The following is a 22597-nucleotide window of genomic DNA, read 5'->3' on the forward strand; positions in this document are numbered from 1 at the left end:
CATGGATCTGTTGACGGCAAGCGGGATGGAAACGGCGGCCCCACCGGTGCGGCGGGTGCGCGTCCTGCTGCCCTTGCCGTTGGCCAGCCCCTATGACTACCGCGTACCCGACGGCATGGAGCTGGAGGCCGGCGCCTATGTCGAGGTGCCGCTGGGCCCCCGCCACGTCTTCGGCGTGGTCTGGGCCGTGGGTGGTCCAGGGGACGATTGGGACGCCGGCGTGGCGGCCAACCGCCTGAAGCCCGTCATCCGCCGTTTCGACCTGCCGCCCATGCCCGAGGTGTCGCGGCGCTTCGTCGACTGGGTGGCGGCCTACACCCTGTCCGCGCCCGGATCGGTGCTGCGCATGGCGGTCAGCGTCTCCGCGGCGCTGGAGGACCCCAAGCAACTGCTGGCCTATATGCCCTCGGGCGAGGGGCCCCCGCCCGGCTTCAAGATGACGGACGCGCGCCGCCGCGTGCTGGCGCTGATGGAGGAGGACGGACCGCCCCGCACCCCCGCCGATCTGGCGCGCGACGCCGCCTGCGGCATCGGCGTGATCCGGGGCCTGGCCGAATCGGGCTTGCTGACGCCCGTGGCCCTGCGGGCCCAGCCGCGTCCGCCCGTTCCCGATGCGGACATGGCCGGCCCGTCGCTGTCGCCCGACCAGGCGGCGGCGGCCGATGCCCTGCGCGCCGCCGTGAATGACCACCGCTATTCCGCCACCCTGGTGGACGGCGTCACCGGGTCCGGCAAGACGGAGGTGTATTTCGAGGCCATCGCCGCCTGCCTGAAGCAGGGGCGCCAAGCCCTGGTGCTGCTGCCTGAGATCGCCCTGTCCAGTCAGTGGCTGGACCGCTTCGCCCGGCGGTTCGGCGTGCGGCCGGTGGAATGGCATTCCGATCTGGCCGGTGCCCACCGCCGCGCCGCGTGGCGGTCCATCGCCAATGGCGAGGCGGCGGTGGTGGTGGGCGCCCGCTCCGCCCTGTTCCTGCCCTATCCCGACCTGGGCCTGATCGTGGTGGATGAGGAGCATGAGGCCGCTTTCAAGCAGGAGGACGGCGTCATCTACCATGCCCGCGACATGGCGGTGGCGCGCGCCTTCCTCGGCGGCATCCCGGTGGCGCTGGTTTCCGCCACGCCGTCCTTGGAGACGCTGACCAACGCGGAGACGGGGCGCTACGGCCGCATCGACCTGCCGGCCCGCCACGGTGGCGCCAGCCTGCCCGACGTCACCTTGATCGACCTGCGCCGGCCGGACAGCCGGCCACCGGCCCGGCATTGGCTGTCCCCCGTCCTGACGGAGGCGATGGCCGAGACGCTGGCGGCGGGGGAGCAGGGCATGCTGTTCCTGAACCGCCGGGGCTATGCGCCGCTGACCCTGTGCCGCAGCTGCGGTTTCCGCCTGCAATGCCCCAACTGCACCGCCTGGCTGGTGGAGCATCGCCTCAGCCGCCGGCTGCAATGCCATCATTGCGGCTACACCGACCGCTTACCCGAAACCTGCCCGTCGTGCGAGGCGGAGCATTCCTTCGTCGCCTGCGGTCCGGGGGTGGAGCGGGTGGCGGAGGAGGTGGCGCAACTGTTCCCCGACGCGCGGGTGGCGCTGATGACCAGCGACACCCTGGTTGGGCCCCATGCCATCCAGACGGTGATCGAGGAGGTCCGGGCCCATAAGGTCGACATCCTGATCGGCACCCAGGTGATGGCCAAGGGCCACCATTTCCCCATGCTGACCCTGGTGGGGGTGGTGGACGGCGACCTGGGGCTGGGCGGCGGCGACCTGCGCGCGGCGGAGCGCACCTTCCAGATGTTGCACCAGGTGGCGGGCCGCGCCGGGCGCGAAAGCCGGCCGGGCCGCGTCTTCCTGCAAACCCATATGCCGGAGCATCCGGTGATGCAGGCGCTGGCCGCCCATGACCGCGACGCCTTCCTGGCGGCGGAGGCGGACCAGCGCCGGGCCATGGATCTGCCGCCCTATGGCCGCCTGGCGGCGCTGATCGTGTCGGGCGAGGATGAGCGCCAGGTGGACAAGCTGGCCCGCGATCTGGCCCGCGCCGCGCCACAGGGGGACGACGTGCTGGTGCTGGGGCCCGCCCCGGCCCCCCTGGCCCTGCTGAGGGGCCGCCATCGCCGGCGTCTGCTGCTGAAAACGGCGCGCGGGGTGGCGGTGCAGCCGCTGCTGCAATCCTGGCTGGCCGCCGTGCCCATCCCCGCGGCCGTGCGGGTGCAGGTGGACGTCGACCCCTACAGCTTCATGTAGGGGGAACCCGGCTCAGCCAATAGGCGTGCCGCATCAGCAGGGGCCGGCCGGGCGGGGCGCTGAGGGTGCTGAAGCTCAGCGTGTCCCCCCGCCGGGCCAGGATCAGGCGCAGTGTCACCGTCTCCCCGTTCTCCTCGCCCGTGCCGTCGGCCACCAGGGTGATGTCATCGGGTCCGGGACCCGGCGGAATTCGACCACCCGGTGGCATCGGCCGCCTTCCTCGCTGGTCAGGCACCAGGCCCGTCGCGCGGTGTCCAGCGACCAGGTTTCCCGCGCGTGCACGGCTTTCCCCGGTCCGTCGTCGAAGGTGAAGGCCAGCGTGGTCACGGGGCCTGCCGTGGCTGACATCTGGGTGGGCAGGATGACGCGGCGGTCCGTCCCGTAGTCGCGATAGTCCAGGGTGCCGCCCCAGCCGCCCGCCAGTGCCGCGCCCAGCGCGCCGGTGTCCGCCATCGCGTCGGGACCAGGCTCCGCCTCGAGGGCGACCGCCAGCGCGCGGTCGGTGCCGCTGGCCAGGTCCAGCACCGTTGGTGTCACCACCACGTCCGCGGCCACGCCCAACCCAGGACGGCCGGCTGGCCTGTCCAGGTCGGTGCGGTTCCAGGCGTTGGGAATGCGTACCTTCAGGTGGCTGTTGGGCAGGGTCAGCAGGAAGATGTGGCCGGCGGTGGGGCCCTCGGCGCTGCCGCCGCTGTCCCCGCCCACGATCAGCGCGTCGCTCTTGTCCTTCAGCTGCGCCAGCAGGCGCGTGGCGCCCGAGGCGTTGCGGGGGCCGGCCAGCACCACCAGCCGCCCGGAGTAGCGGATCGGCGACGGCGCCTGCCGCCGGAACCCCTCATCCCCCGGGTCGTCCGGAACCGGCTTGCGCTCCCACCAGCCGTCGGCGGTATGGCGGAACGCCGCCAGGGGTGGCTCGAACAGGGCCTTGGGATCGCCCCAGGTCTCCATATGGTCGGGCAGCGTGCCGTAGCGGATGGATTTCAGCAGCGGCGGGTGGGACCAGGTGTAGGGACGGGTCAGCAGCAGGTTGCCAAGCGCCAGCACGGCGTCGTCCGACCCGCCGCCATTGTTGCGCAGGTCCAGGACCAGCCGGGGCACCGCCCGCGCCTTCAGGGGCTTGAAGAACGCGGACAGCAGGGCCGGCGCGTCCACCGGGTTGCGGTAGTTCACGAAGGTGTCGACACGCAGGTAGGCGTACCGCGACCTCAGGCGCCAGGTCAGCCCGGTGTGGAATTCCGTCCGGAAGGGGGCGGCCGGGCCGGCCAGGGCGCGCCAGGCGGGGAAGGTCAGCGGCGCCAGGTCGGATCGCGACAGCCGCGTGTCGCCCGGCCGCTTCCAGTCGACCCGCCAGCGGTCGGGGAAGCCGTAGTAGGCGGGCCAGTATTCGTCGACGTCGTCACCCATCAGGTCGCTGTCGTCCGCCAGCTTGGCGGCGATGCTGGGGGTCGTGGCGCCGTCATAGGCGACGGCCGTCGCCAGCGTGTCCAGGATCTGCGGCACCGGCATGCCGTTCAGGGCGGTGACCTCGGCACCGGGCGGCGGCGCCCCGGGCTGGCCGTCGTTGGACACGACGATCATCCGCCCCTCCACCACCGTGAACCGGAACGGCAGGTGGGTGGCATGCGCTGTGCGCCACGCCTCGATCTCGGGCGAGGCCTCCGGCTTGGTGTGGTCGCAGTGGATGGTCGCCAGCATTTCCGCCACCGCCCGCCACAGGGCCAGGTCGGTGATGGGCTGGGATACCGACTGCGCCAGCCGGTCGAAGGCGGCGTCGATCCCGGCGGTGCCGCTGTAGCGGTACAGGCCGGGGTGGATGGTCTCCAGGGCTTGGCGCAGCAGCGCCACGTCGGCCTGCGCCTGGGCCGGGGTCAGGATCAGCGGGGTGTAACCGGGGGTATCGGCTCTGGTGGGGGCGGCCAGGACGCCGGCCAGGGATAGGATTGCGATGGCGATGGGGGCACGCATCGACGCCTCTGGGTCGTGGGGGCCGGCTTCCGTCCGGCCAGGAGCCCCACCTAGTCCGCGTCGCCGCCCGCCGTCGCCTCATTCGCCGTAAATCCGCGGTTTTCCGTCTTTTGAGCCGCGCGCCAGGCGCTGGGGCTCATTCCCGTGTGATCCCGGAACACGCGGTTGAAGCTGGCTTTCGAGGCGAAGCCGCAGTCCAGCGCCAGGGCCAGCAGCTCCCCCGCTTCGGTCGTGGGCAGGCGGGCCTGCACCGCCTCCACCCGCAGGCCGTTCACCAGGGCGCTGAAGCTGCAGCCCAGGCCTTGGTTGATGGCCCGCGACAGATAGGTCTCGTTGGTGCCCAGGCGCTGGGCCACCTGGGCCAGGGTCAGGCCGGCTTCCCGCCACCAGCCCTCGTCGCGGATGGTGTCGCGCCAGCGTCCCGCCTGGGCCGTCCAGTCCCGGTCCCGCGCCGGTGCCGATGCCGACGGCTGTGGGCTGGCGGTCATGACGGGGAACGCGGTGCCGGCATGACGCCAGCCTTCCAACCCCAGGCCCAGAATGATGGCGGCGAACGCCAGATATTGGGGGAAGCGGTCATAATAGCTAAGGGGGGCCACCAGGCCGTCCACCGCATCGAAGGCCACCGCCACCAGCAGCCACAGCGCCAGGGCGGCCAGCAGGGTGCGCAGCCAGGGCTGGCGGTGGTCCACCGGGTTGCCGACCGCGCCGGCCAGCCAGGCCTGATAGCGGCGGTGGAACCGGGCGGTGATCCCCAGGTAGGCCGCCAGCGACAGGGTGGTGGCCCAGGTCTGCACCGGATCGATCCACCGCACATGCACGGTGTCGTTCCAGCGCATTTTCTCCGCCAGCGGCAGGGCGAAGGCCCAGGCGGTATAGGCCAGGTTCAGTGTGGCGGGCGCGAAGTGCCAGGCCCAGCCGCGCGGCAAGCGGGGTTCCGCCAGACGCCGGACATAAAGGTAGAGCAGAGGGCCGGTGGCGAGGCCCAGGTTGAACGGCGCGAAGGACAGCCAGGGAAAGGCGTCATAGAAGCCGGCGAAGCCCAGGACATAAGGCATCAGCCGCAGCACAGCCACGGCCAGCAGGCCGGCCAACAGGCGGTTAGCGGCGCGGCTGCCTGGCGACGCCACCAGCAGCACCGCCACCACGGCGCCGAAACCGGCGGCCATGCCCAACATGGTGCTCCATGGACCGAACCGGATCATGCCCCCTCCGACGAACAGTCTAAAACATTCCGCCGGCCAGCCGAAACGCCGGCCACTTCACCTACACCGGAAGCACAGATGGCGGCCCGGCGGTGACTGCCCCAAGGTCGCCATGATCGGCGGCATAATGCCGCTGGTACGATCCCCTATCCGGTGGCGCCCCTCTTGCCCAGGGACCCCGCGCCACCCCAGCACCGGAAGAAATCGAAGGCCATCATGAAGCGCGCTACCCGTCTCATCGCCGCCGCCGCGACCGCCGTTGTCGCCCTGGGCGCCACCGTGCCGGCGTGGGCCGATCCGCCGCCCTGGGCGGAGGCGTCGGGCTATCGCTACCAGGATCGGGACTGGCATGACGACCATCGCGGCGATGACCGCCGGGATGACGACCGCTGGCGCGACGATCACCGGGGGGATTGGCGCGACGACCACCGCGGCCCGCCGCCCCGCTATGTCGATCACCGCTCCCCCCATTACCGGGAGTTCTACGCCACCGATGTCGGTATCGACCAGGGGCGTTGCGACCGGGGGGCCGTTGGCCTGAACGTGGGCACCCTGGTGGGCGCGCTGCTGGGCGGCCTCGCCGGCTCGCAGTTCGGCCACGGCGGCGGCAAGGCCGCGATGACCGGCGCCGGCGTGCTGCTGGGCGCCCTGGCCGGTAACGCGGCCTTCAACAGCATGGACCAGAGTGACGAGGGCTGCTTCGCCCAGGCCATGGAAAAGGCGCCGGATGGCCAGCAGATCGTCTGGAACAACCCCGACAACGGCGCCCGCTACCAGATGACCCCGGTCAAGACCTGGCAGGAATCATCCGACACCTATTGCCGGGAATACCAGAGCGTCGCCGTGGTGGGCGGCCGCCGGCAGAACGTGACCGGCACGGCCTGCCGCCAGCCCGACGGCCAGTGGAAGATCGTGAATTGAGGTCAGGGCGTAGACCGGCTTAGTCACCAACCAGCGGCATGAGGTTCGTCCTCATGCCGCTGTAGGCTGCAACCGCAGCCGCCGCAGGTTTGCGGGGAGCGGCAGCGGACCGGAAACCGGGGAAAGCCAAGCTGGCGCCTGAGGCAGCACGAAAACTCAGACAAACCCATGCCGGCCCAACCACCGCCGATACAGGTCGGGCCAGGGTTCGGCGGGGCGGCCGGGGATTTCGCGCAGGGCGAAGCCGTGGCCGCCGGATTCGAAGATATGCATTTCCGTCGCCACGTTCTGGCGGCGCAGGGCCTGGAACATGGCCAGACTGTTGCCCACCGGCACGGCGCCGTCATCGGCGGCGTGGAACAGGAAGGTGGGGCAGGCACCGGCGGGCACCGTCTGGTCCGGTGAATAGGCGGTCACCTGGGCGGCGGTGGGCGCGTTGCCCAGCAGATGCTGCCGCGACCCGGCGTGGGTCAGCGACTCGTCCATCGAGATGACGGGATAGGCCAGGCAGGCCAGTTGTGGGCCGGCCGGCAGGGTGTCGGCCTCATCCACGGCCGCATAGACGGTGGCGTCATGGCGGGTGAGCAGGCTGGCGGCGAGGTGGCCGCCGGCGGAAAAACCGAGGATGCCGAGGCGGCCGCCATCCACCGCCCAGGCCTTGGCCTTATGGCGCAGCAGGCGCATGGCGCGCTGCGCGTCCTGCAACGGCACGTCGGGGCCGTTCTTCCAGCCCTCCGCCGGCAGGCGATAGGTCAGGACGGCGGCATGCACGCCGGTGGTGTTCAGCCAGCGCGCGACCTCATAGCCTTCCTTGTCGAACCAGACGTTGGTGTAGCCGCCGCCGGGGATGATCAGGATGGTGGCGCGCGGACCGGGGCTGGCGCTGCGGAAAAAGGCCAGGGTCGGCATGGCGACATGGTCTGCCGAGCGGTCGGGCGGGCCGCCCACCGGGGCATGGTCGATGATCAGGTCCTTGACCACCAGGCCCTCGCCCCCCGGCGGGGTGCCGGGCCACAGGGGCAGCACGACATCGGGATCGCGGCGCTGGCGCGACAGCCGCACAAGGTCGGCGGCGGTGCCGCCGTCGGCCTGGGCCTGCCGGCTCATCGCGGCGCTGCCCAAGGCAGCGCCGGCCAGGGCGGCCAGGGCCAAGCCCCGGCGGTTCGGGGTGAAGGTCATGGGGGCTGCCTCCCTCAAGGCGGGTTCGTTCCTGTTACCGGTAACTTAACCGGCGGCGGGCGGGATAGCCAGCCCGCCTCAGGTGCCGGCCACCGTCATGCCTTCCACCCGCAGGGTGGGGCTGTCCACGCCGTGGCGGAACTCCAGGTCGTTGGCGGGCCGCAAGGTCAGGTACATGTCCTTGAGATTGCCGGCGATGGTGATCTCCGCCACCGGGAAGGCGATCTTGCCGTCCTCGATCCAGAAGCCCGAGGCGCCCCGGCTGTAGTCGCCGGTGATGCCGTTGACGCCGCTGCCCATGAGCGAGGTGACGTAGAAGCCCTGGCGGATGTCGGCCAGCAGCTGCTCCGGCGTCTCCGCGCCCGGCGCCAGATAGACGTTGGTGGCGCTGGGGCCGGGGGGGCCGCCGGTCCCGCGCGCGGCATGACCGGTGGAGGCCAGGCCCAGTTGGCGGGCGGACCGGCAGTCCAGCAGCCAGGTGGTCAGGACGCCGCCGTCGATCAGGTTGCGGCGCTTGTTCGCCTGCCCCTCCGCGTCGAAGGGCTTGGAGCGCAGGCCCCGGCGGATGTGCGGGTCCTCGACGATGGTGATGCCGGGCGCGAACACCGCCTGGCCCATCTTGTCCTTCAGGAAACTGGTGCCGCGTGCGATGGCGGCGCCGGAGATGGCGCCCGTCAGGTGGCTGACCAGGCCGCCGGCCACGCGCGGGTCGAACACCACCGGCACCGCCTGGGTCGCGACCTTGCGCGGGTTCAGGCGGGCCACCACCCGCTCCCCGGCGCGGCGGCCGATGGTGGCGGGCGATTCCAGGTCGCCGGCATAGACGGCGGAATGATAGTCGTAGTCCCGCTCCATGCCCGTGCCGCTGCCCGCCAGGACGGAAACGGACAGGCTGCGCCGGCTGACGCTGTAGCCGCCGGAAAAGCCGTTGCTGGCCGCCAGCGTGACGGTGGAGCGTGACCAGCCCGCGTCCGCCCCTTCGGAATTGCTGACGCCCGGCACGGCCAGCGCCGTCTCCTCCAGCTCCGCGATTTGGGCCAGCAGATCCTCCGCCACCGGTTCCGAGGGATCGCACAGGTCAAGGTCGGGCCAATCCCGGGCCAGGCTGTCGGCGTCGGCCAGGCCGCAGAACTCATCCTCCGGCACCAGGCGGGCCATGGCCACGGCCCGTTCCGCCAACTCCTTCAGCAGGGCGGGGCTGCGGTCGGTGGAAGAGACGATGGCCTGGCGCTTGCCCACGAAGACGCGCAGGCCCAGGTCGCCCAATTCGGCGCGCTGCACCTCCTCCGGCTTGCCCAGGCGCTGGCTCATGGACATGGCGGCGCTGTCGACCAGCAGGGCGTCGGCGGCGTCGGCGCCGGCCTTGCGCGCCAGGGTCAACAGGTCGTCCAGGATGCCGGCGGCGGTGGCGTCGGGGGGCAGGGGAGGCATGGGGGCTTAGGCTCCAGGCTTCAGATACGGGCACGGCCGGGGTGATCCCGGCGGGCCATCAGGGACCCAGCTTGCCAGTCCTGGGGGGCGAGGGGGAAGCCTGACGTTGGGTCGGGACGTTGGATCAGCGGGAATGTTTCTGAACGGTAACAGGAGGCACAATTGCAACGATCTGTTTCTTCCCCTATCAAAGGCTGACATCCGTCTGTTACCGGCCGGGGCTAGGGTGCCCTGGCCAATGCGCGAAGGCTGCCCCGCCTGGCGCGTTCGGCCGGTCGGACGGACCATCCGGGGATTTGCCGCCCCGGTTCGTTCGGTCACCTTTCGGGTTTCGTTCCCGGAAGTAGTCCATCTACCTCGCAGGGCCGCGGACGCCAACTCCGCGGCCCTCTTTTATTTTCCGTCGCGGGACCCAGACAATTTCCGTGATAACGGCAAAAAAAAGCGGTAGGTGTATATGCAACTGAAACCGATTTCACCGAACAGGGATCGTCCTTGCCCTTCGACCTCACGGTGCTGACCCCCCACCTGGAGCCGCTGCTGGCGGGCGCGTTGCTGACGGCCGAGGTCTGCGCGCTGGGCATCGTGGGCGCGTTCAGCCTGGCCACGGTCCTGGGGCTGGCGGCGGCGGGCCGGGGAGGGGGCCGGGGATGGACGCGGCGGTCGGCGTGGCTCTACGTCGACGTCTTTCGCAACGTCCCCTTCGTGGTCCAGGTCTTCTTCCTCTATTACGGCCTGCCGGAGATCGGCGTTTACATCGACGCTTTCTGGACCGGCGTGCTGGCGCTCAGCCTGGTGGGCGGCGCCTATGGCGGCGACGTGGTGCGCAGCGGCATCCTGGCGATCGATCCCGGGGTGGTGGAGGCCGCGCGGGTCAGCGGCTTGTCGCGCCTGGACATCATCCGCCGCATCGTCCTGCCCATCGCCCTGCGCACCGCCATCCGGCCCCTGGGGTCCGTGTTCGTGAACCTGGTGCTCAGCTCCTCCATCCTGTCCATGATCACCTTGGATGAGGTGACGGGCACGGCCCGGGGGGTGGCGGCCGAGACCTATCGCCCGTTCGAGGTCTACGCCTTCCTGCTGGTCGCCTACGCCGTGCTGACCTACGCCGTGTCGCTGGGCATTGCGGCCCTGCACCGGCGTCTGAACCGGTACATGGCGGGCCAGGGTGCGGCCGGCCATGATGTGGTGGGAAAGGGAGCCTGATGCGGCACGCCGGCTTCACCTGGCACGACGGTGCACTGCTGGCCCAGGGCCTGGGCGTCAGCCTGGGCCTGTTCGCGGTCACCTTCCTCATCGGCCTGGTCCTGGGGTCCGGCGCGGCCGTGGTGCGCCATTTCCGGGTGCCGGCGCTGTCGCCCATCCTGCATGCGGGGCTGGAGCTGCTGCGCAACTCCCCCGTCCTGGTGCAGCTGTTCCTGGTCTTCTTCGGCATCCCGGCCCTGATCCACCAGCCCTTGGCGCCCCTGTCCGCCGCGGGGCTGACCCTGTCGGCCAACACGGCGGCCTTCGTCTATTTCGTCGCCGTCGCCGGCCTGGACGCCGTGGGCCGCGACCAGGTGGAGGCGGCCCGCGCCTTCGGCCTTACCCGCATGCAGGTGGTGCGGCACGTCCTGGCGCCCCAGGCGGCGGCCTTCGCCGTGGCGCCCCTGGTGGGCCTGGCGGTCAACCAGCTTCAGGTGACGTCGCTGGTTTCCGTCATCGGGGTCATGGACCTGACCAAGGCCGGCGACATCCTGAACCTGCGCACGCTGCGGCCCTTCGCCGTGTGGACCATGGTGGGCGCCTTGTACTTCGCGGCGGCCAAGACGCTGACGCTGCTGGGCAATCGATGGGAGCGGCGGCTGCGCGCCCATGCCGCCCCGCTGGAGCTTTGAGGGGGGGATGGGCCGGATGATCGCGGTGGAGGGGGTGGTCAAGCGTTTCGGCGCCCAGACGGTGCTGGACGGTGTCAGCCTGGCGGTGGCGCCGGGCGAAGTGGTGACCATCCTGGGCTCCAGCGGGTCGGGCAAAAGCACCTTGATCCGCTGCATCAATGGGCTGGAACGGTTGGATGGCGGGCGCATCACCGTGGACGGGCTGGACGTGGCCGATCCCCGGCAACTGGCCCAGGCCCGGCGGCTGTCCGCCACGGTGTTCCAGCTGTTCAACCTTTATCCCCATATGACGGTGCTGCGGAACGTCACCCTGGCGCCGGAGGTGGTGCTGAAGCGCCCCCGCGCCGAGGTGGAGGCGGAGGCCCGCGCCCTGCTGGCCAGCGTCGGGCTGGACGCCAAGGCCGAGGCCTATCCGGCACAGCTGTCGGGCGGCCAGCGCCAGCGGGTGGGCATCTGCCGCGCCCTGGCCATGAACCCGCGCTATCTGCTGCTGGATGAGGTGACCAGCGCCCTGGACCCGGAGATGACGGCGGAGGTGCTGGCCATCCTGGGCCGGCTGGCCGGCCGGCCCAGGGGGGACGGGGTGGGGGATGCCGGCACCACCATGCTGTTCGTGACGCATGAGGTGGAATTCGCCCGGCGCATTTCCACCCGCATCGTCTTTCTGGACCAGGGGCGGTTGATCGTCGATCTGCCCACGGCCCGGTTCTTCGCGGATGACGGGGGCATGGCCCACCCGCGCATCCGTCAATTCCTGTCCAAGATGGCGCCATCGAACACGGTGGCCGGCGCCGAGGTAACCGTATGATCCTGATCGCCAATTCCGAAGCCTGGCCCGGATTCCAGACCACCGTCGACCGCCTGAAGGCCGGGGAGGGGGGGCCGGACCCGCTGGTCGCCGGCATTGCGCATGTCGAGCGGGAAGTGACCGTGCGCAGCGTGGGCTATGGCGGCTGGCCCAACATGCTGGGTGAGATGGAGTTCGACGCCGGCGTCATGGACGGCACCACCCGCCAGGTGGGGGCCGTGGGCGCCCTGCGGGACATCGTCCCGGCCAGCGCCGTGGCCCTGCAGGTCATGCGCCGCCTGCCGCACACGCTGCTGACCGGCGATGGCGCCCGCCGTTTCGCCCTGGAGTGCGGGTTCGCGGCGGAACCGACCCTGCTGGACAACTCGCGCCGGGTGTGGTGGGAGCGGCTGGAAAAGGAACTGCCGCCTGAGGACCTGGCGGCCTTCCCGAACATCCCGCTGGCCCCCTTGAGCCGCGCCATCACCGACCCCGAGCGGGTGCGCGACACCACCGTCTTCCTGGGCCAGGACGCCGCCGGCGGCCTGCACGCCGCCACCAGCACGTCGGGCTGGGCGTGGAAATACCCGGGGCGCCTGGGCAATTCGCCCATCGCCGGCGCCGGCTTCTACGCCGACAGCCGCTATGGTGCCGCCGCCTGCACCCATACGGGCGAGATGACGGTGCGCTGCGGCACCGCCCGCGCCATCGTGCTGGCCTTGCAATTGGGCAAGACCCTGACCGAGGCGGTGGACATGGCCGTCGCGGACTTGGCAACCTTGCGTGAGGGCTTCCTGGCCGGCGTGGTCATCCACGCGCTGGACGCCCACGGCAATCATGAGGTGGTCAGCTTCCGCTGCGGCCCCGCCATCCGCTATTGGTACTGGGACCCCTCGCTGTCCGCGCCTGAGGAGCGGGTCGCCCGCACCGTCTGAGGAGCCCCCATGCTGCGTAAGTTCCTGCCCGCGCTCGCCGCCCTTCTCCTTGCCCTTCCCCTTCCCGCCTGGGCGGGCAAGCTGGAGGATATCCGCCAGCGCGGCGTGCTGCGCGTGGGCGTGTCCCTGGGCGGGGAGCCCGTCGGCTTCCGCGATGACCGCAACGCCCCGGCCGGCTATGACGTGGACGTGGCCAAGCGGCTGGCGGACAAGCTGGGCGTGACGGTGGAGTTCACCGACGTTTCCGGCGACGCCCGGGTCAGCATGCTGGTGTCCGGCCAGATCGACGTGGCGGTGGCCAACCTGACGGCCACGCCGGAACGGGCCAAGACCATCGCCTTCACCATTCCCTACAACCGCGTCGGCCTGCGCGTCATCGCGCAGAAGAGTGCCGGCATCAACCAGTTGTCGGACCTGGCCGGCAAGAAGGTGGTGGTGGGCCGGGGTACGACGGGCGAGGCCTTCCTGCGCCAGGCGGTGCCGGGGGCGAAGCTGGTGTTCACCGACACCTTCGCGCCCGATGGCGTGCTGCTGCTGGTGCAGCGGCGGGTGGACGCCGGCATCGAGGATTTATCCATGATGGATTACCTGGCCAGCACCAACCCCGCCCTGAAGACGCTGCCCGACCTGTATTCCAACGCCCCCATCGCCATCGGCCTGGCCCAGGGCGACCCGGATTTCCTGCGCTGGCTCAACGGCTTCGTCGCCGACTACATCACCTCCGGCGCGTACCAGGCCAACTACCGCAAATGGTGGGGCAAGGACGCGGCCGTCCCGGCGCTGTCCGCCGCCGCCCCAGCGGGCTGATCAGCCGGTCAGCCGGGGATGGAAGCGCGTGGGCAGGGTCAGGGGCCAGGGGCCGGTGGCGGCCCCCGTCAGCACGGCGATGACCGCCGCCACATAGGCCTGCTTGTCGAAACCGATGGACGAGATGGGATAGGCGTCGAAGTCCGTCAGCGACAGGTTGTCGAAGCCGTACAGGCGGGTGGTGGTGGCGCGACCACCGGGAAAGTCGCCCCGCAGGCGGTCCAGCACGCCCATGGCCATGGCGTCCGAGGTGCAGAAGATGGCGTCCGGCCGGGGCGCCAAGGCCAGCGCCTCCCCCGCCCTGTGCCCGCTGGCATAGGAATAGTCGCCCTGCAGGCTGGTGGTCAGGCGGATGCCGTGGGCGGCCAGCGCTGCGTGGTACAGCCGGATACGCGCCTGTTCCAGAACGGAGGTGGGACGCCCCGTCACCAGGGCGGCCGTCTTCACCCCCTGGGCGGCGGCATGGGCCACCGCCTCGGCGATGCCCACCCGTTCATCCGGGATGACGGCGGGCGATTCAGGATCGTGCCGGCCGTTCAGCATCAGCACCAGCTCGCTGCGGAACAGGGTGCGGACGGTGGCGGCGTCGGCGAAGTCGGAAAAGACGATGGCCGCGTCGACGTGATAGGCGACACCGGTGCGCAGAAAGGACTCCACCCGGTCGCTGGACCCGACGCGGACGAAGATCACCTGCTTGCCCGTGTTCTGCACCGCCGCCAGCAAAGGATCGAACAGATCCAGGTCGCTCAGGTCGTGGATGTGGTTGACGACGACGGCCACCAGATTGACGCTTTTGGTGGTCAGGCTGCGGGCCAGCAGGTTGGGGCGGAAGCCCAGTTCCTGCGCCGCCTGCAGCACGCGCGCCTTCTTTTCCGCCGAGACCGGGCGCTGTTCATCCGACAGGGCCCGGGACGCCACCGCCCGCGACACGCCGGCCCGCTGGGCCACGTCGCTGATGGTGGGGTTGGTTGGCAGGGGCGCGCCCAGTTTGTCAGTCCCGGTCCCATCCATCCCAGCCACGACCTCCCCATCCCTTTCCGGCACTGGTAACAGGCAGCCGGTTTCCTATAAAACCGGGTGCCACGGTGAAAGAAGATTTCAAATCTTGATATACTGTTTCGATATCGGCGGGTCATACATTTCCCTGGGGACAGCCCATACGGATGTCGCTGTGACGGGCGCCGTCACCCGCGTGGGCCGGGTACCCACCCCGGCCCAGGACCGCGCTGCCTTCATCCAGGCGCTGGCGGACCTGCTGGCGCAGGCGCCCGGTCCCGCCGACGCCCCCGTGGCCCTGGCGCTGGCCGGCGGCATCGACCCCGCCACGGGCCTGGCCAGTTGCGCCAACATCCCTTGCCTGACCGGGACGCCCCTGGTGGCCGACCTGGCCGCGGCGCTGGGCCGGCCGGTGGTGGTGGGCAACGACGCCGCCTGCTTCGTCCTGGCGGAGGCGATGGCGGGTGCCGGCCGCGGCCAGGATGTCGTCTTCGGCATCATCCTGGGCACGGGCGTGGGCGGTGGCCTTGTGGTGGACGGCCGGCTGGTGCCGGGGGCGGGGGAGTGGGGCCACGGCCCGGTGGTGAAGCACATCGCCGGCGATCCGCCCGTCACGCTGCCGCGCCTGCCCTGCGGCTGCGGCCATGCCGGCTGCGTCGACACCATCGGCGGCGCGCGCGGGCTGGAGCGTCTGCACCAGGCCCTGCATGGCGTCCGGCGGGACAGCCAGGCGCTGACGGCGGCCTGGGCGGCCGGTGAGCCGGCGGCGATGCGGACGATGGAGATCTATGTCGACCTGGTGGCGGATCCCCTGGCGGTGGTGGTGAACGCCATCGGCCCCGGTGTGGTGCCGGTGGGGGGCGGGCTGTCGTCGGACGCCGCCCTGGTTTCGGCGTTGGATCGGGCCGTCCGGGCCCGTATCCTGCGGCGCACCAGCGGCCCGCTGTTGGTGCCCACGGCCCTGGGTGGGGCCGCCGGCATGCTGGGCGCCGCCATCCTGGGCGCCCAATGGTTGGACTCGAACAGGGCTTGAAGAAGGGGAATGCGGGGATGACGCGGGTGGATACGAATTGCGTGCGGCTTGAGGTGTGCGTGGACAGCCCGGCCGGGGTGGCCGCCGCCGTCAAGGGCGGGGCCGACCGGCTGGAACTGTGCGCCGCGCTTGTGGTGGGCGGCCTGACCCCTTCCCGCGGGCTGATGGCCTTGGCGGCGGCCTGCGGCAAGCCCGCCTACGCCATGATCCGCCCCCGGCCCGGCGATTTCGTCTATGGCCCGTCCGACCTGGACGTCATGGGTGACGACATCGACACGGCGCGGGCCCTGGGCCTGCCGGGCGTGGTGCTGGGCGCCAGCCTGCCCAATGGCGAACTGGACGCGGCGGCCCTGTCCATCCTGGTCGACCGGGCCGGCGGCCTGGGCCTGACCCTGCACCGCGCCATCGACCTGACCCCCGACCCCATCGAGGCGCTGGACATCGCCATCGAGCTGGGCTTCGAACGGGTGCTGACCTCCGGCGGCGCCCGCTCGGCGGTCGAGGGGGTTGAGACCATCGCCGAGCTGGTGGAACACGCCCGGGGCCGCATCAGCATCATGGCCGGCAGCGGCGTGAACGCCGACAACGCGGTCGACCTCATCCGCCAGACCGGCGTGACCGAGGTCCATGCCTCCTGCGGCATGGCTCCGGCGGTGGTGGATGAGCACCTGTTGCACTTCGGCTTCGTCCAGCCCGGCGCGCGGGAGACGGACGCGGCCACGGTCATGTGGCTGGCGGCGGCGATCCGGGATATCTACTGACGGCGCCTTGCCGTCATTGGTCCTTGGTGCGATCATGTCCATGGGATGTCCATGGACGTGAGGGAAAACGGCGATGGCTGCGACGGCTCGACTGGTGGTTCAGATGACGCCGACGGAAAAGCGCCGGCTCACCGCCCAGGCCAAGCGGCTGGGCGTCTCCACCTCTGAATTCGTGCGCCGGCGGGTCGCTGAAGACGATCTGGTCGAAAACCGCGAAGAGATCGAAGCCCTGCTGGCTACCCTGGCGGATGCCGCCCCGCGCATCCTGGCCAGCCTGGATCGGTCCATCGCCGAAGCCGAGGCGGCGATCGACGAGGTGCGGGAGCGTCGCCCCTCATGAGTTTCGGCGAAAAGATCCTGAACGGCCTGCGCACTGTTGTGCTGATTGAGGAACGGGTGCAGCGGCTGGATGGCACCGTTTCCGATCTGCGCCGGGAGACGACCAAGGCGCTGGCCGATCATGAGCGCCGTCTTACCCGGCTGGAAACCATTGTCGAGATCGCACGGCCGGATGGCGCCACCCTGCGCATCAGCCGTCAACCGGAAAGCGACAACGGTTCCGGCGGCGGCTGAATTTAGAGCCGCTCTAACCAGAAACGCGCTCGGCTCTAAGTGCTTATTCAGCGAGCGGATTTACGCTCCAAAGCGATTCCGCTTTTCCGCGATCCGCTTTGGGCATCCGGCTCACTTCCGCCAGATCGGCTTGCCACTGCCCGGCAGGCCATAGCTGGCCCATTTGCGGCTGACCTCCTCCACCGTCTTGGCGTCCATGGCGATCTTCTCGCCCCATTCGCGGTGGGTTTCGGGGGGCAGCTTGTTGGTGGCGTCCAGGCCGACCTTGCCGCCCAACCCGGATTCGGGGCTGGCGAAGTCCAGATAGTCGATGGGCGTGCCCTCGATGACGGTGATGTCGCGCGCCGGGTCCATGCGGGTGGACACCGCCCACATCACGTCCTTCCAGTCGCGGGCGTTGATGTCGTCGTCCACGACGATCACCCACTTCGTGTACATGAACTGCCGCAGGAAGGACCACACGCCCATCATCACCCGCTTGGCATGGCCCGGGTAGGTCTTGCGCATCGAGACGACGGCGATGCGGTAGGAACAGCCCTCCGGCGGCAGCCAGAAATCGACGATCTCCGGGAACTGCTGGCGCAGCAGGGGGATGAAGACCTCATTCAGGGACTCGCCCAGGACCGAGGGTTCATCCGGCGGCCGGCCGGTGAAGGTGGACAGATAGATGGGGTCGCGGCGCATGGTGATGGCCGTGACCTGGAAGACGGGGAACTTCTCGACCGAGTTGTAATAGCCGGTGTGGTCGCCATAGGGCCCCTCGTCGGCGTATTCGTCCAGCGAGACATAGCCTTCCAGGACGATCTCGGACTGGGCCGGCACCTTCAGGGGCACGGTCTTGCAATCCACCAGGTCGACCTTCTTGCCGCGCAGCATGCCGGCGAACTGATACTCCGACAACGTTTCGGGCACCGGGGTCACGGCGGCCAGGATAGTGCCGGGATCGGCGCCCAGCACCACGGCGGCGGGCAGGGGCTCGCGCTTGCCGGCGGCCTTCCAGCGGTGATGGTGCTGGGCCCCGCCGCGGTGCTTCAGCCAGCGCATGATGGTGCGGTCGCGCCCCAGAACCTGCATGCGGTAGATGCCCAGGTTGAAGCGGTCTTCCGCCATGCCGCCCCGGTCGTTGGCGGTGGGCCCCTGGGTCACCACCAGGGGCCAGGTGATGAGGGGGCCGGGCTCACCGGGCCAGCAGCTCTGGATGGGCAGTCGGCCCAGATCGATCTGGTCGCCGGTCAGCACCACCTCCTGGCAAGGCGCGCTGCCCACCGTGCGCGGGCGCATGGCCATGACCGTCTTGACCAGGGGCAGCATCTCCCACGCGTCGCGCAGGCCGCGCGGCGGTTCCGGCTGCTTCAGGAAGGCCAGCGTCTCCCCCACCTCGCGCAGCTCATGCGGCTCGCGGTCCATGCCCCAGGCCACCCGCTCCACCGTGCCGAACAGGTTGACCAGCACCGGTATCTCCGACCGGCTGCCGTCCGCCTTGGTCACGTTCTCGAAGATCACGGCGGGGCCGCCCTCGGCCAGCAGCCGGGTCTGGATTTCGGTCATCTCCAGCACGGTGGACACCGGGGTCTTGACCCGCACCAGGCGGCCCGACTGTTCCAGCCGGTCGATGAACTCACGCAGGGAGGCGTAGGGCATGGGGAAACGTCCAGGTAGGAAATCAGGCGGTAAAGGAGCGGATGCGGCCCCGTCCGGTCAAGCCTCCACCCGCCAGACGACGCTGTCGCGGTGGGTGCGGTCCTCCAGCTCCAGCGTCGTGGGCACGCGGTAGGTGGCCAGGGGAACCAGCCCATCCTTCGGCAGGTATGTACGGCCGGGATCCCCCATCAGGATCACCAGGCCGTCGCCGGCCAGGTCGCGCAGCCAGGCCATGACCCGCTCGGCCATCGGCTTCTCGTAACAGACGTCGCCCACCAGCACCACGTCGATGTCCGCCAGGGGCTGGCCCACCACGTCACGCTCCTCCGCCGTCAAGGCCACGCCGTTCAAGCTGGCGTTCAGCGCGATGGCGGCGATGGCGTAGGCGTCGATCTCCACGGCGGTGACGCTGGTGGCGCCGGCCTTGGCCGCCGCGATGGCGATCAAGCCGGACCCGGCGGCGAAGTCCAGGACGCGGCGGCCGCGCACCAGCTCCGGATGGTCCAGCACATGCCTTGCCACCGCCTGGCCGCCGGCCCAAGGGAACGCCCAGAAGGGCGGCGGCAGGTCCTTGGCGGCCAGCGTCTCTTCCGTCGCCAGCCACAGGGGCGTGATCTCGGTCGCGGTCAGCAGGGTCAGCTCCGGCACCAGGGCCGGGGCCTCGGGCGCGGTGTTGGCGCGGATGAAGGCGGCGCGGTCCGCCGGTTCACCGCCAACTGGCCCGCCGCTCAAGACGCGCCCGCCATGCCCAGGATGATGCTGCCCAGCAGCACCCAGCCGGCGACGCGGGCGGCCTTGAAGGCGGCCAGGCTGTCGGCCGGGTCGTCGGGCCGCCACTGCCAGGCCTGGCGCAGCAGCAGGGCGCCGGTGGCGCCCACGCCCAGATAGGCCAGGGGGTGGATGCCGGCGGCGGCCACCGCCACCGCCCACAGCGCCGTGGCGCCGGCGTAGAAGCCCAGGATCCACCGCTTGGCGGCGGGACCCAAGCGCAGCGCGGTGGATTTCACGCCCACCTTGACGTCGTCCTCGCGGTCCTGGTGGGCATAGATGGTATCATAGCCCAAGGTCCACAGGATGCCGCCGGCGTAGAGCAGGACAGGGGGCCAGGCGAGTTCGCCGCGCACCGCCATCCAGCCCAGCAGCGCCCCCCAGTTGAAGGTCAGGCCCAGGAAGGCCTGTGGCCACCAGGTGATGCGCTTCATCAGGGGATATGCGGCCACCAGCACCAGGGAGGCGGCACCCAGCGCGATGGTGGCGCCGTTCATTTGTACCAGCACGCCCAGGCCCACCAGGCACTGGGCCACCAGGAAGGCGATGGCCTGGGGCACGCTGACGGCGCCACTGGGGATGGGCCGCACGCGGGTGCGCTCCACCAGCGCGTCGAAGTCCCGGTCCAGGATGTCGTTGATGGTGCAGCCGGCACCCCGCATGACCACGGCGCCGATGGCGAACAAGACCATCAGCCATAGGTCCGGCGCCTGCCCCGGCCGGACGGCCAGCGCGATGGACCACCAGCTGGGCAGCAGCAGCAGCCAGGTGCCGATGGGGCGGTCCAGCCGCGCCAGGCGCGCGTAGGGCCGCGCCGGGGGCGGCAGGTATCGGTCCACCCAATTGCCCCGCCGGATGTCGGTATGGCCGGCGCCTAGGGGTTCGCTGGTTTCGCTGGGCATGGCGTGGGGCCTCGGCTTCGGGTCGGTCGGCGGGACCTTAGCGGGAACGGACGGGCCGGTCACCTGTCCGGGGGCTGGGCAGACCCATGAAAAATGCTTGAGTGTTAAATGGTAGAATGGACAAAGGGACGAATGTTCCGCATCTAGGCCGTACCCGTTCCGTGTCCTTTCCCCATCCCCGCGATTGATCCTCATGGCCGACCGTCCCCGCACCCGCCTGCATCTCGACGCGCCCCTGGTGGCTGGCCAGGCGGCCGGGCTGTCGGGCGACCAGGCGCACTACCTGCGGGGCGTGCTGCGCCAGGCGCCGGGTGACCGGCTGCTGGTCTTCAACGAGGCGGGGGGGAATGGCTGGCGGAGATCGCCGCCCTCAGCAAATCCGGCGGCACGGTCGCCGTGCTGGAACGGACGCGGCCGCCGGCGCCGTGTCCCGACGTCTGGCTGCTGTTCGCGCCGCTGAAGGGCGGGCGGACGGAGTATGTGGTGGAAAAGGCGACGGAGCTGGGTGTCGCCCGCCTATGCCCGGTGCTGACCCGCCGGGGCGACGTGCCCCGCGTCAACCTGGACCGGCTGCGCGCCAACGCGGTGGAGGCGGCGGAACAGTGCGAACGCCTGTCCGTGCCGGTGGTCGATCCCCTGGCCGACTTGGCCGACGTGCTGGATGCCTGGCCCAATGATCCCGCCACCCGGGACCGCCCCCTGTTCGTGGCGGCGGAGACGGGGGCGGCCCAGCCCCTGGCCGCGGCTGTGACGGCGGCTACTGCGGCGGGGGGCAAAGCGGCGTTCCTTGTGGGACCGGAGGGGGGCCTCCATCCCGGTGAGCTTGACCGGCTCACCAAAACACCTTTTGTTGTCCCGGTAGGACTGGGTCCCCGCATTCTGCGGGCGGACACGGCCGCCTTCGCCGTGCTTGCCGTTTGGCAGGCGCTGGCCGGCGACTGGACATCCGCCCCGGGGCAGGACGCGCGCCCGCCGTTCCGCTGAGTATGGTTCGGCGATATGGTTGGGCGGTGGCGCCGCCATCATCACCCACGCCGTCCCGCCGCCTTGCCCTCCCGCCCGTGCCTTGTGAACCAAGCCTTGTGAAGAAGGACCGACCAGATGTCTGCGCCGCCGAAGAGCCCGGGTGCCCCCGTCACCGACCGCCGCGAGCTGGTCGAATACCTGGAACAGGGCTGCAAGCCGGCGGACGCCTGGCGCATCGGCACCGAGCATGAAAAGTTCGCCTTCCGCCTGGGCGACAACCGCCCGCTGCCCTATGAGGGGGAGCAGGGCATCGGCCGCATCCTGACCGAGATGGCGTCGCGCTATGACTGGACCCCGGTGAAGGAGGGCGACAACATCATCGCCCTGACCAGGGGCCAGGCCAGCATCACCCTGGAGCCGGGCGGCCAATTCGAGCTGTCGGGCGCGCCGCTCAGCACCATCCACCAGACCTGTGGCGAGGTGTCGGAGCATCTGGCCCAGGTGCGGGCCATCGGCGCCGACCTGGGCATCGGCATGATCGGCCTGGGCTTCAACCCGAAGTGGGCGCGCGAGGACATCCCCTGGATGCCCAAGGGCCGCTACCGCATCATGCGCGACTACATGCCCAAGAAGGGCACCATGGGCCTGGACATGATGACCCGCACGTCCACCGTGCAGGTCAACCTGGACTTCAGCTCCGAAGCCGACATGGTGAAGAAGTTCCGGGTCAGCCTGGCGCTGCAGCCCATCGCCACGGCGCTGTTCGCCAACAGCCCCTTCAAGGAGGGCAAGCCCAACGGTTTCCAGAGCCTGCGCAGCCATGTCTGGACGGACACCGATCCCGACCGCTGTGGCGACCTGCCCTTCGTGTTCGAGGATGGCTTCGGCTTCGAGCGCTACGCCGACCACGCCCTGGGCGTGCCCATGTACTTCGTCTATCGCGATGGCCAGTACATCGACGCGTCGGGCCAGGACTTCCGCGCCTTCCTGCGCGGGGAGCTGCCGGCCCTGCCGGGTGAACAGCCGCTGATCACCGATTGGGTGGACCACCTGACCACCCTGTTTCCGGAGGTGCGGCTGAAGCGCTTCCTGGAAATGCGCGGTGCCGACGGTGGGCCGTGGCGCCGCCTGTGCGCCCTGCCGGCCCTGTGGGTGGGCCTGCTGTACGACACCACGGCGCTGGACGCCGCCTGGGACATGGTAAAGGACTGGACGGAGGAGGAGCGGGCCCAGTTGCGCAACAACGTGCCGCGCCTGGGCCTGGACACGCCGTTCCGCGGTGGCACGGTGCTGGACCTGGCGCGCCAGACGGTCGCCATCTCCCGCGCCGGCCTGGACGGCCGGGCGCGCATGGCGGGCATGGGCGACAACGAAAGCCACTTCCTGGACGCGTTGCAGGAGATCGTGGACAGCGGCGTCTCGCCGGCCACCGAGCTGCTTAACAAGTTCAATGGCGAGTGGGGCGGCGATATCGACCGCGTTTACGCCGAGTACGCGTACTGAGGCTGGTCCGTTGACGGACCTTGGCTTACTCCCGGCCTGGGCGGGCCGGGATTCCTCCCTGGGGCGCGTCCTCTCACGGGGCGCTCTTTTCGCCACGCATCGCTT

Annotated in this window: 23 protein-coding genes; 14 read left to right on the top strand and 9 right to left on the bottom strand. The window is 70.4% G+C overall.

Annotated elements, in window-relative coordinates; all coding sequences use genetic code 11:
• Position 1: 1 nt before the first annotated feature.
• Positions 2-2242 (top strand): primosomal protein N', encoded by a 2241-nt coding sequence (locus tag ULB03_RS09150; RefSeq protein WP_322482857.1) that lies wholly within the window; start codon positions 2-4, stop codon positions 2240-2242.
• On the opposite strand, the gene ULB03_RS09155 is transcribed toward ULB03_RS09150, so the two are convergent.
• Genes ULB03_RS09155 through ULB03_RS09165 form a run of 3 tightly spaced genes read right to left on the bottom strand, consistent with a single transcriptional unit; the run spans position 2235 to position 5412 of the window.
• Positions 2235-2396, bottom strand: coding sequence for a hypothetical protein (locus ULB03_RS09155; protein ID WP_322482858.1), 162 nt, complete (start codon positions 2394-2396; stop codon positions 2235-2237). The genes ULB03_RS09150 and ULB03_RS09155 overlap by 8 nt on opposite strands.
• Entirely contained in the window at positions 2357-4207 is a 1851-nt protein-coding gene (locus ULB03_RS09160) for a S41 family peptidase (protein ID WP_322482859.1), read from the bottom strand. The genes ULB03_RS09155 and ULB03_RS09160 overlap by 40 nt, the downstream gene beginning before the upstream one ends.
• 50 nt (positions 4208-4257) lie before the next feature.
• On the bottom strand, positions 4258-5412 hold the full coding sequence (locus tag ULB03_RS09165) for a helix-turn-helix domain-containing protein (protein ID WP_322482860.1): 1155 nt from the start codon (positions 5410-5412) through the stop codon (positions 4258-4260).
• A gap of 216 nt (positions 5413-5628) precedes the next feature.
• On the opposite strand from ULB03_RS09165, the gene ULB03_RS09170 reads away from it, so the two are divergent.
• Entirely contained in the window at positions 5629-6333 is a 705-nt protein-coding gene (locus tag ULB03_RS09170; protein WP_322482861.1) for an RT0821/Lpp0805 family surface protein, read from the top strand.
• A 156-nt stretch (positions 6334-6489) separates the two neighbouring features.
• Here the strand turns inward: ULB03_RS09170 and ULB03_RS09175 are convergent, their stop codons facing one another.
• Together ULB03_RS09175 and ULB03_RS09180 are read right to left on the bottom strand one after the other, a co-directional pair.
• Complete coding sequence (locus ULB03_RS09175) at positions 6490-7512, bottom strand: alpha/beta hydrolase (protein WP_322482862.1); 1023 nt, start codon at positions 7510-7512, stop codon at positions 6490-6492.
• Between the two features lie 78 nt (positions 7513-7590).
• Positions 7591-8943 (bottom strand): TldD/PmbA family protein, encoded by a 1353-nt coding sequence (locus ULB03_RS09180; RefSeq protein WP_322482863.1) that lies wholly within the window; start codon positions 8941-8943, stop codon positions 7591-7593.
• 495 nt (positions 8944-9438) lie between these two features.
• Between ULB03_RS09180 and ULB03_RS09185 the strand changes: the two genes are divergently transcribed.
• From ULB03_RS09185 to ULB03_RS09205, 5 genes are read left to right on the top strand one after another with little or no spacing between them, the layout of a single operon-like run.
• Positions 9439-10149 carry an amino acid ABC transporter permease gene (locus ULB03_RS09185; RefSeq protein ID WP_322482864.1) on the top strand — a complete coding sequence of 237 codons (711 nt, stop codon included), beginning with the start codon at positions 9439-9441 and terminating at the stop codon, positions 10147-10149.
• Positions 10149-10820 carry an amino acid ABC transporter permease gene (locus tag ULB03_RS09190; protein WP_322482865.1) on the top strand — a complete coding sequence of 224 codons (672 nt, stop codon included), beginning with the start codon at positions 10149-10151 and terminating at the stop codon, positions 10818-10820. The genes ULB03_RS09185 and ULB03_RS09190 overlap by 1 nt, the downstream gene beginning before the upstream one ends.
• 16 nt (positions 10821-10836) lie before the next feature.
• Positions 10837-11628: an amino acid ABC transporter ATP-binding protein gene (locus tag ULB03_RS09195; RefSeq protein ID WP_322482866.1), complete on the top strand. Its 792-nt coding sequence runs from the start codon at positions 10837-10839 to the stop codon at positions 11626-11628.
• Positions 11625-12542: an isoaspartyl peptidase/L-asparaginase gene (locus tag ULB03_RS09200; protein ID WP_322482867.1), complete on the top strand. Its 918-nt coding sequence runs from the start codon at positions 11625-11627 to the stop codon at positions 12540-12542. The genes ULB03_RS09195 and ULB03_RS09200 overlap by 4 nt, the downstream gene beginning before the upstream one ends.
• A 9-nt stretch (positions 12543-12551) precedes the next feature.
• Positions 12552-13349: a transporter substrate-binding domain-containing protein gene (locus ULB03_RS09205; RefSeq protein WP_322482868.1), complete on the top strand. Its 798-nt coding sequence runs from the start codon at positions 12552-12554 to the stop codon at positions 13347-13349.
• Here ULB03_RS09205 and ULB03_RS09210 read toward each other — a convergent pair whose 3' ends face one another.
• Positions 13350-14360 carry a LacI family DNA-binding transcriptional regulator gene (locus ULB03_RS09210; protein ID WP_322482869.1) on the bottom strand — a complete coding sequence of 337 codons (1011 nt, stop codon included), beginning with the start codon at positions 14358-14360 and terminating at the stop codon, positions 13350-13352.
• Between ULB03_RS09210 and ULB03_RS09215 the strand changes: the two genes are divergently transcribed.
• The 4 genes from ULB03_RS09215 (at position 14305) to ULB03_RS09230 (ending at position 16712) form a co-directional block, all read left to right on the top strand.
• Positions 14305-15378 (top strand): ROK family protein, encoded by a 1074-nt coding sequence (locus tag ULB03_RS09215; protein WP_322482870.1) that lies wholly within the window; start codon positions 14305-14307, stop codon positions 15376-15378. The genes ULB03_RS09210 and ULB03_RS09215 overlap by 56 nt on opposite strands.
• 17 nt (positions 15379-15395) lie before the next feature.
• A complete protein-coding gene (locus ULB03_RS09220; protein WP_322482871.1) occupies positions 15396-16139 on the top strand; it encodes a copper homeostasis protein CutC in 744 nt (247 codons plus the stop codon).
• A 73-nt stretch (positions 16140-16212) separates the two neighbouring features.
• Entirely contained in the window at positions 16213-16479 is a 267-nt protein-coding gene (locus ULB03_RS09225; protein WP_322482872.1) for a plasmid mobilization protein, read from the top strand.
• A complete protein-coding gene (locus ULB03_RS09230) occupies positions 16476-16712 on the top strand; it encodes a hypothetical protein (protein WP_322482873.1) in 237 nt (78 codons plus the stop codon). The genes ULB03_RS09225 and ULB03_RS09230 overlap by 4 nt, the downstream gene beginning before the upstream one ends.
• A gap of 111 nt (positions 16713-16823) precedes the next feature.
• Here the strand turns inward: ULB03_RS09230 and ULB03_RS09235 are convergent, their stop codons facing one another.
• Genes ULB03_RS09235 through ubiA form a run of 3 tightly spaced genes read right to left on the bottom strand, consistent with a single transcriptional unit; the run spans position 16824 to position 20023 of the window.
• The gene (locus ULB03_RS09235) at positions 16824-18353 is read right to left on the bottom strand and encodes a UbiD family decarboxylase (protein WP_322482874.1); all 1530 of its coding nucleotides are present in this window, start codon (positions 18351-18353) and stop codon (positions 16824-16826) included.
• A 57-nt stretch (positions 18354-18410) separates the two neighbouring features.
• A complete protein-coding gene (locus tag ULB03_RS09240) occupies positions 18411-19085 on the bottom strand; it encodes a class I SAM-dependent methyltransferase (protein ID WP_322482875.1) in 675 nt (224 codons plus the stop codon).
• A complete protein-coding gene (ubiA, locus tag ULB03_RS09245) occupies positions 19082-20023 on the bottom strand; it encodes a 4-hydroxybenzoate octaprenyltransferase (protein WP_322482876.1) in 942 nt (313 codons plus the stop codon). Before ubiA ends, ULB03_RS09240 begins: the two co-directional genes overlap by 4 nt.
• 193 nt (positions 20024-20216) lie before the next feature.
• Between ubiA and ULB03_RS09250 the strand changes: the two genes are divergently transcribed.
• From ULB03_RS09250 to ULB03_RS09260, 3 genes are all read left to right on the top strand, one after another.
• Complete coding sequence (locus tag ULB03_RS09250; RefSeq protein WP_322482877.1) at positions 20217-20483, top strand: RNA methyltransferase PUA domain-containing protein; 267 nt, start codon at positions 20217-20219, stop codon at positions 20481-20483.
• A complete protein-coding gene (locus tag ULB03_RS09255) occupies positions 20384-21007 on the top strand; it encodes an RsmE family RNA methyltransferase (RefSeq protein ID WP_322483808.1) in 624 nt (207 codons plus the stop codon). The genes ULB03_RS09250 and ULB03_RS09255 overlap by 100 nt, the downstream gene beginning before the upstream one ends.
• A gap of 117 nt (positions 21008-21124) precedes the next feature.
• Complete coding sequence (locus ULB03_RS09260) at positions 21125-22492, top strand: glutamate--cysteine ligase (RefSeq protein ID WP_322482878.1); 1368 nt, start codon at positions 21125-21127, stop codon at positions 22490-22492.
• Positions 22493-22597 lie beyond the last annotated feature (105 nt).

It is taken from the genome of Nitrospirillum goiasense, assembly GCF_034427435.1.
Classification (GTDB): Bacteria; Pseudomonadota; Alphaproteobacteria; order Azospirillales; family Azospirillaceae; genus Nitrospirillum.

Coding starts and splice junctions, on each gene's coding strand:
- ULB03_RS09170 (WP_322482861.1), top strand. CDS start 5,629: ATGAAGCGCGCTACCCGTCTCATCGCCGCCGCCGCGACCGCCGTTGTC.
- ULB03_RS09235 (WP_322482874.1), bottom strand. CDS start 18,353: ATGCCCTACGCCTCCCTGCGTGAGTTCATCGACCGGCTGGAACAGTCG.
- ULB03_RS09230 (WP_322482873.1), top strand. CDS start 16,476: ATGAGTTTCGGCGAAAAGATCCTGAACGGCCTGCGCACTGTTGTGCTG.
- ULB03_RS09200 (WP_322482867.1), top strand. CDS start 11,625: ATGATCCTGATCGCCAATTCCGAAGCCTGGCCCGGATTCCAGACCACC.
- ULB03_RS09165 (WP_322482860.1), bottom strand. CDS start 5,412: ATGATCCGGTTCGGTCCATGGAGCACCATGTTGGGCATGGCCGCCGGT.
- ULB03_RS09175 (WP_322482862.1), bottom strand. CDS start 7,512: ATGACCTTCACCCCGAACCGCCGGGGCTTGGCCCTGGCCGCCCTGGCC.
- ULB03_RS09215 (WP_322482870.1), top strand. CDS start 14,305: ATGGTGGGGTTGGTTGGCAGGGGCGCGCCCAGTTTGTCAGTCCCGGTC.
- ULB03_RS09160 (WP_322482859.1), bottom strand. CDS start 4,207: ATGCGTGCCCCCATCGCCATCGCAATCCTATCCCTGGCCGGCGTCCTG.
- ULB03_RS09220 (WP_322482871.1), top strand. CDS start 15,396: ATGACGCGGGTGGATACGAATTGCGTGCGGCTTGAGGTGTGCGTGGAC.
- ULB03_RS09150 (WP_322482857.1), top strand. CDS start 2: ATGGATCTGTTGACGGCAAGCGGGATGGAAACGGCGGCCCCACCGGTG.
- ULB03_RS09260 (WP_322482878.1), top strand. CDS start 21,125: ATGTCTGCGCCGCCGAAGAGCCCGGGTGCCCCCGTCACCGACCGCCGC.
- ULB03_RS09180 (WP_322482863.1), bottom strand. CDS start 8,943: ATGCCTCCCCTGCCCCCCGACGCCACCGCCGCCGGCATCCTGGACGAC.
- ULB03_RS09210 (WP_322482869.1), bottom strand. CDS start 14,360: ATGGATGGGACCGGGACTGACAAACTGGGCGCGCCCCTGCCAACCAAC.
- ULB03_RS09225 (WP_322482872.1), top strand. CDS start 16,213: ATGGCTGCGACGGCTCGACTGGTGGTTCAGATGACGCCGACGGAAAAG.
- ubiA (WP_322482876.1), bottom strand. CDS start 20,023: ATGCCCAGCGAAACCAGCGAACCCCTAGGCGCCGGCCATACCGACATC.
- ULB03_RS09195 (WP_322482866.1), top strand. CDS start 10,837: ATGATCGCGGTGGAGGGGGTGGTCAAGCGTTTCGGCGCCCAGACGGTG.
- ULB03_RS09190 (WP_322482865.1), top strand. CDS start 10,149: ATGCGGCACGCCGGCTTCACCTGGCACGACGGTGCACTGCTGGCCCAG.
- ULB03_RS09250 (WP_322482877.1), top strand. CDS start 20,217: ATGGCCGACCGTCCCCGCACCCGCCTGCATCTCGACGCGCCCCTGGTG.
- ULB03_RS09205 (WP_322482868.1), top strand. CDS start 12,552: ATGCTGCGTAAGTTCCTGCCCGCGCTCGCCGCCCTTCTCCTTGCCCTT.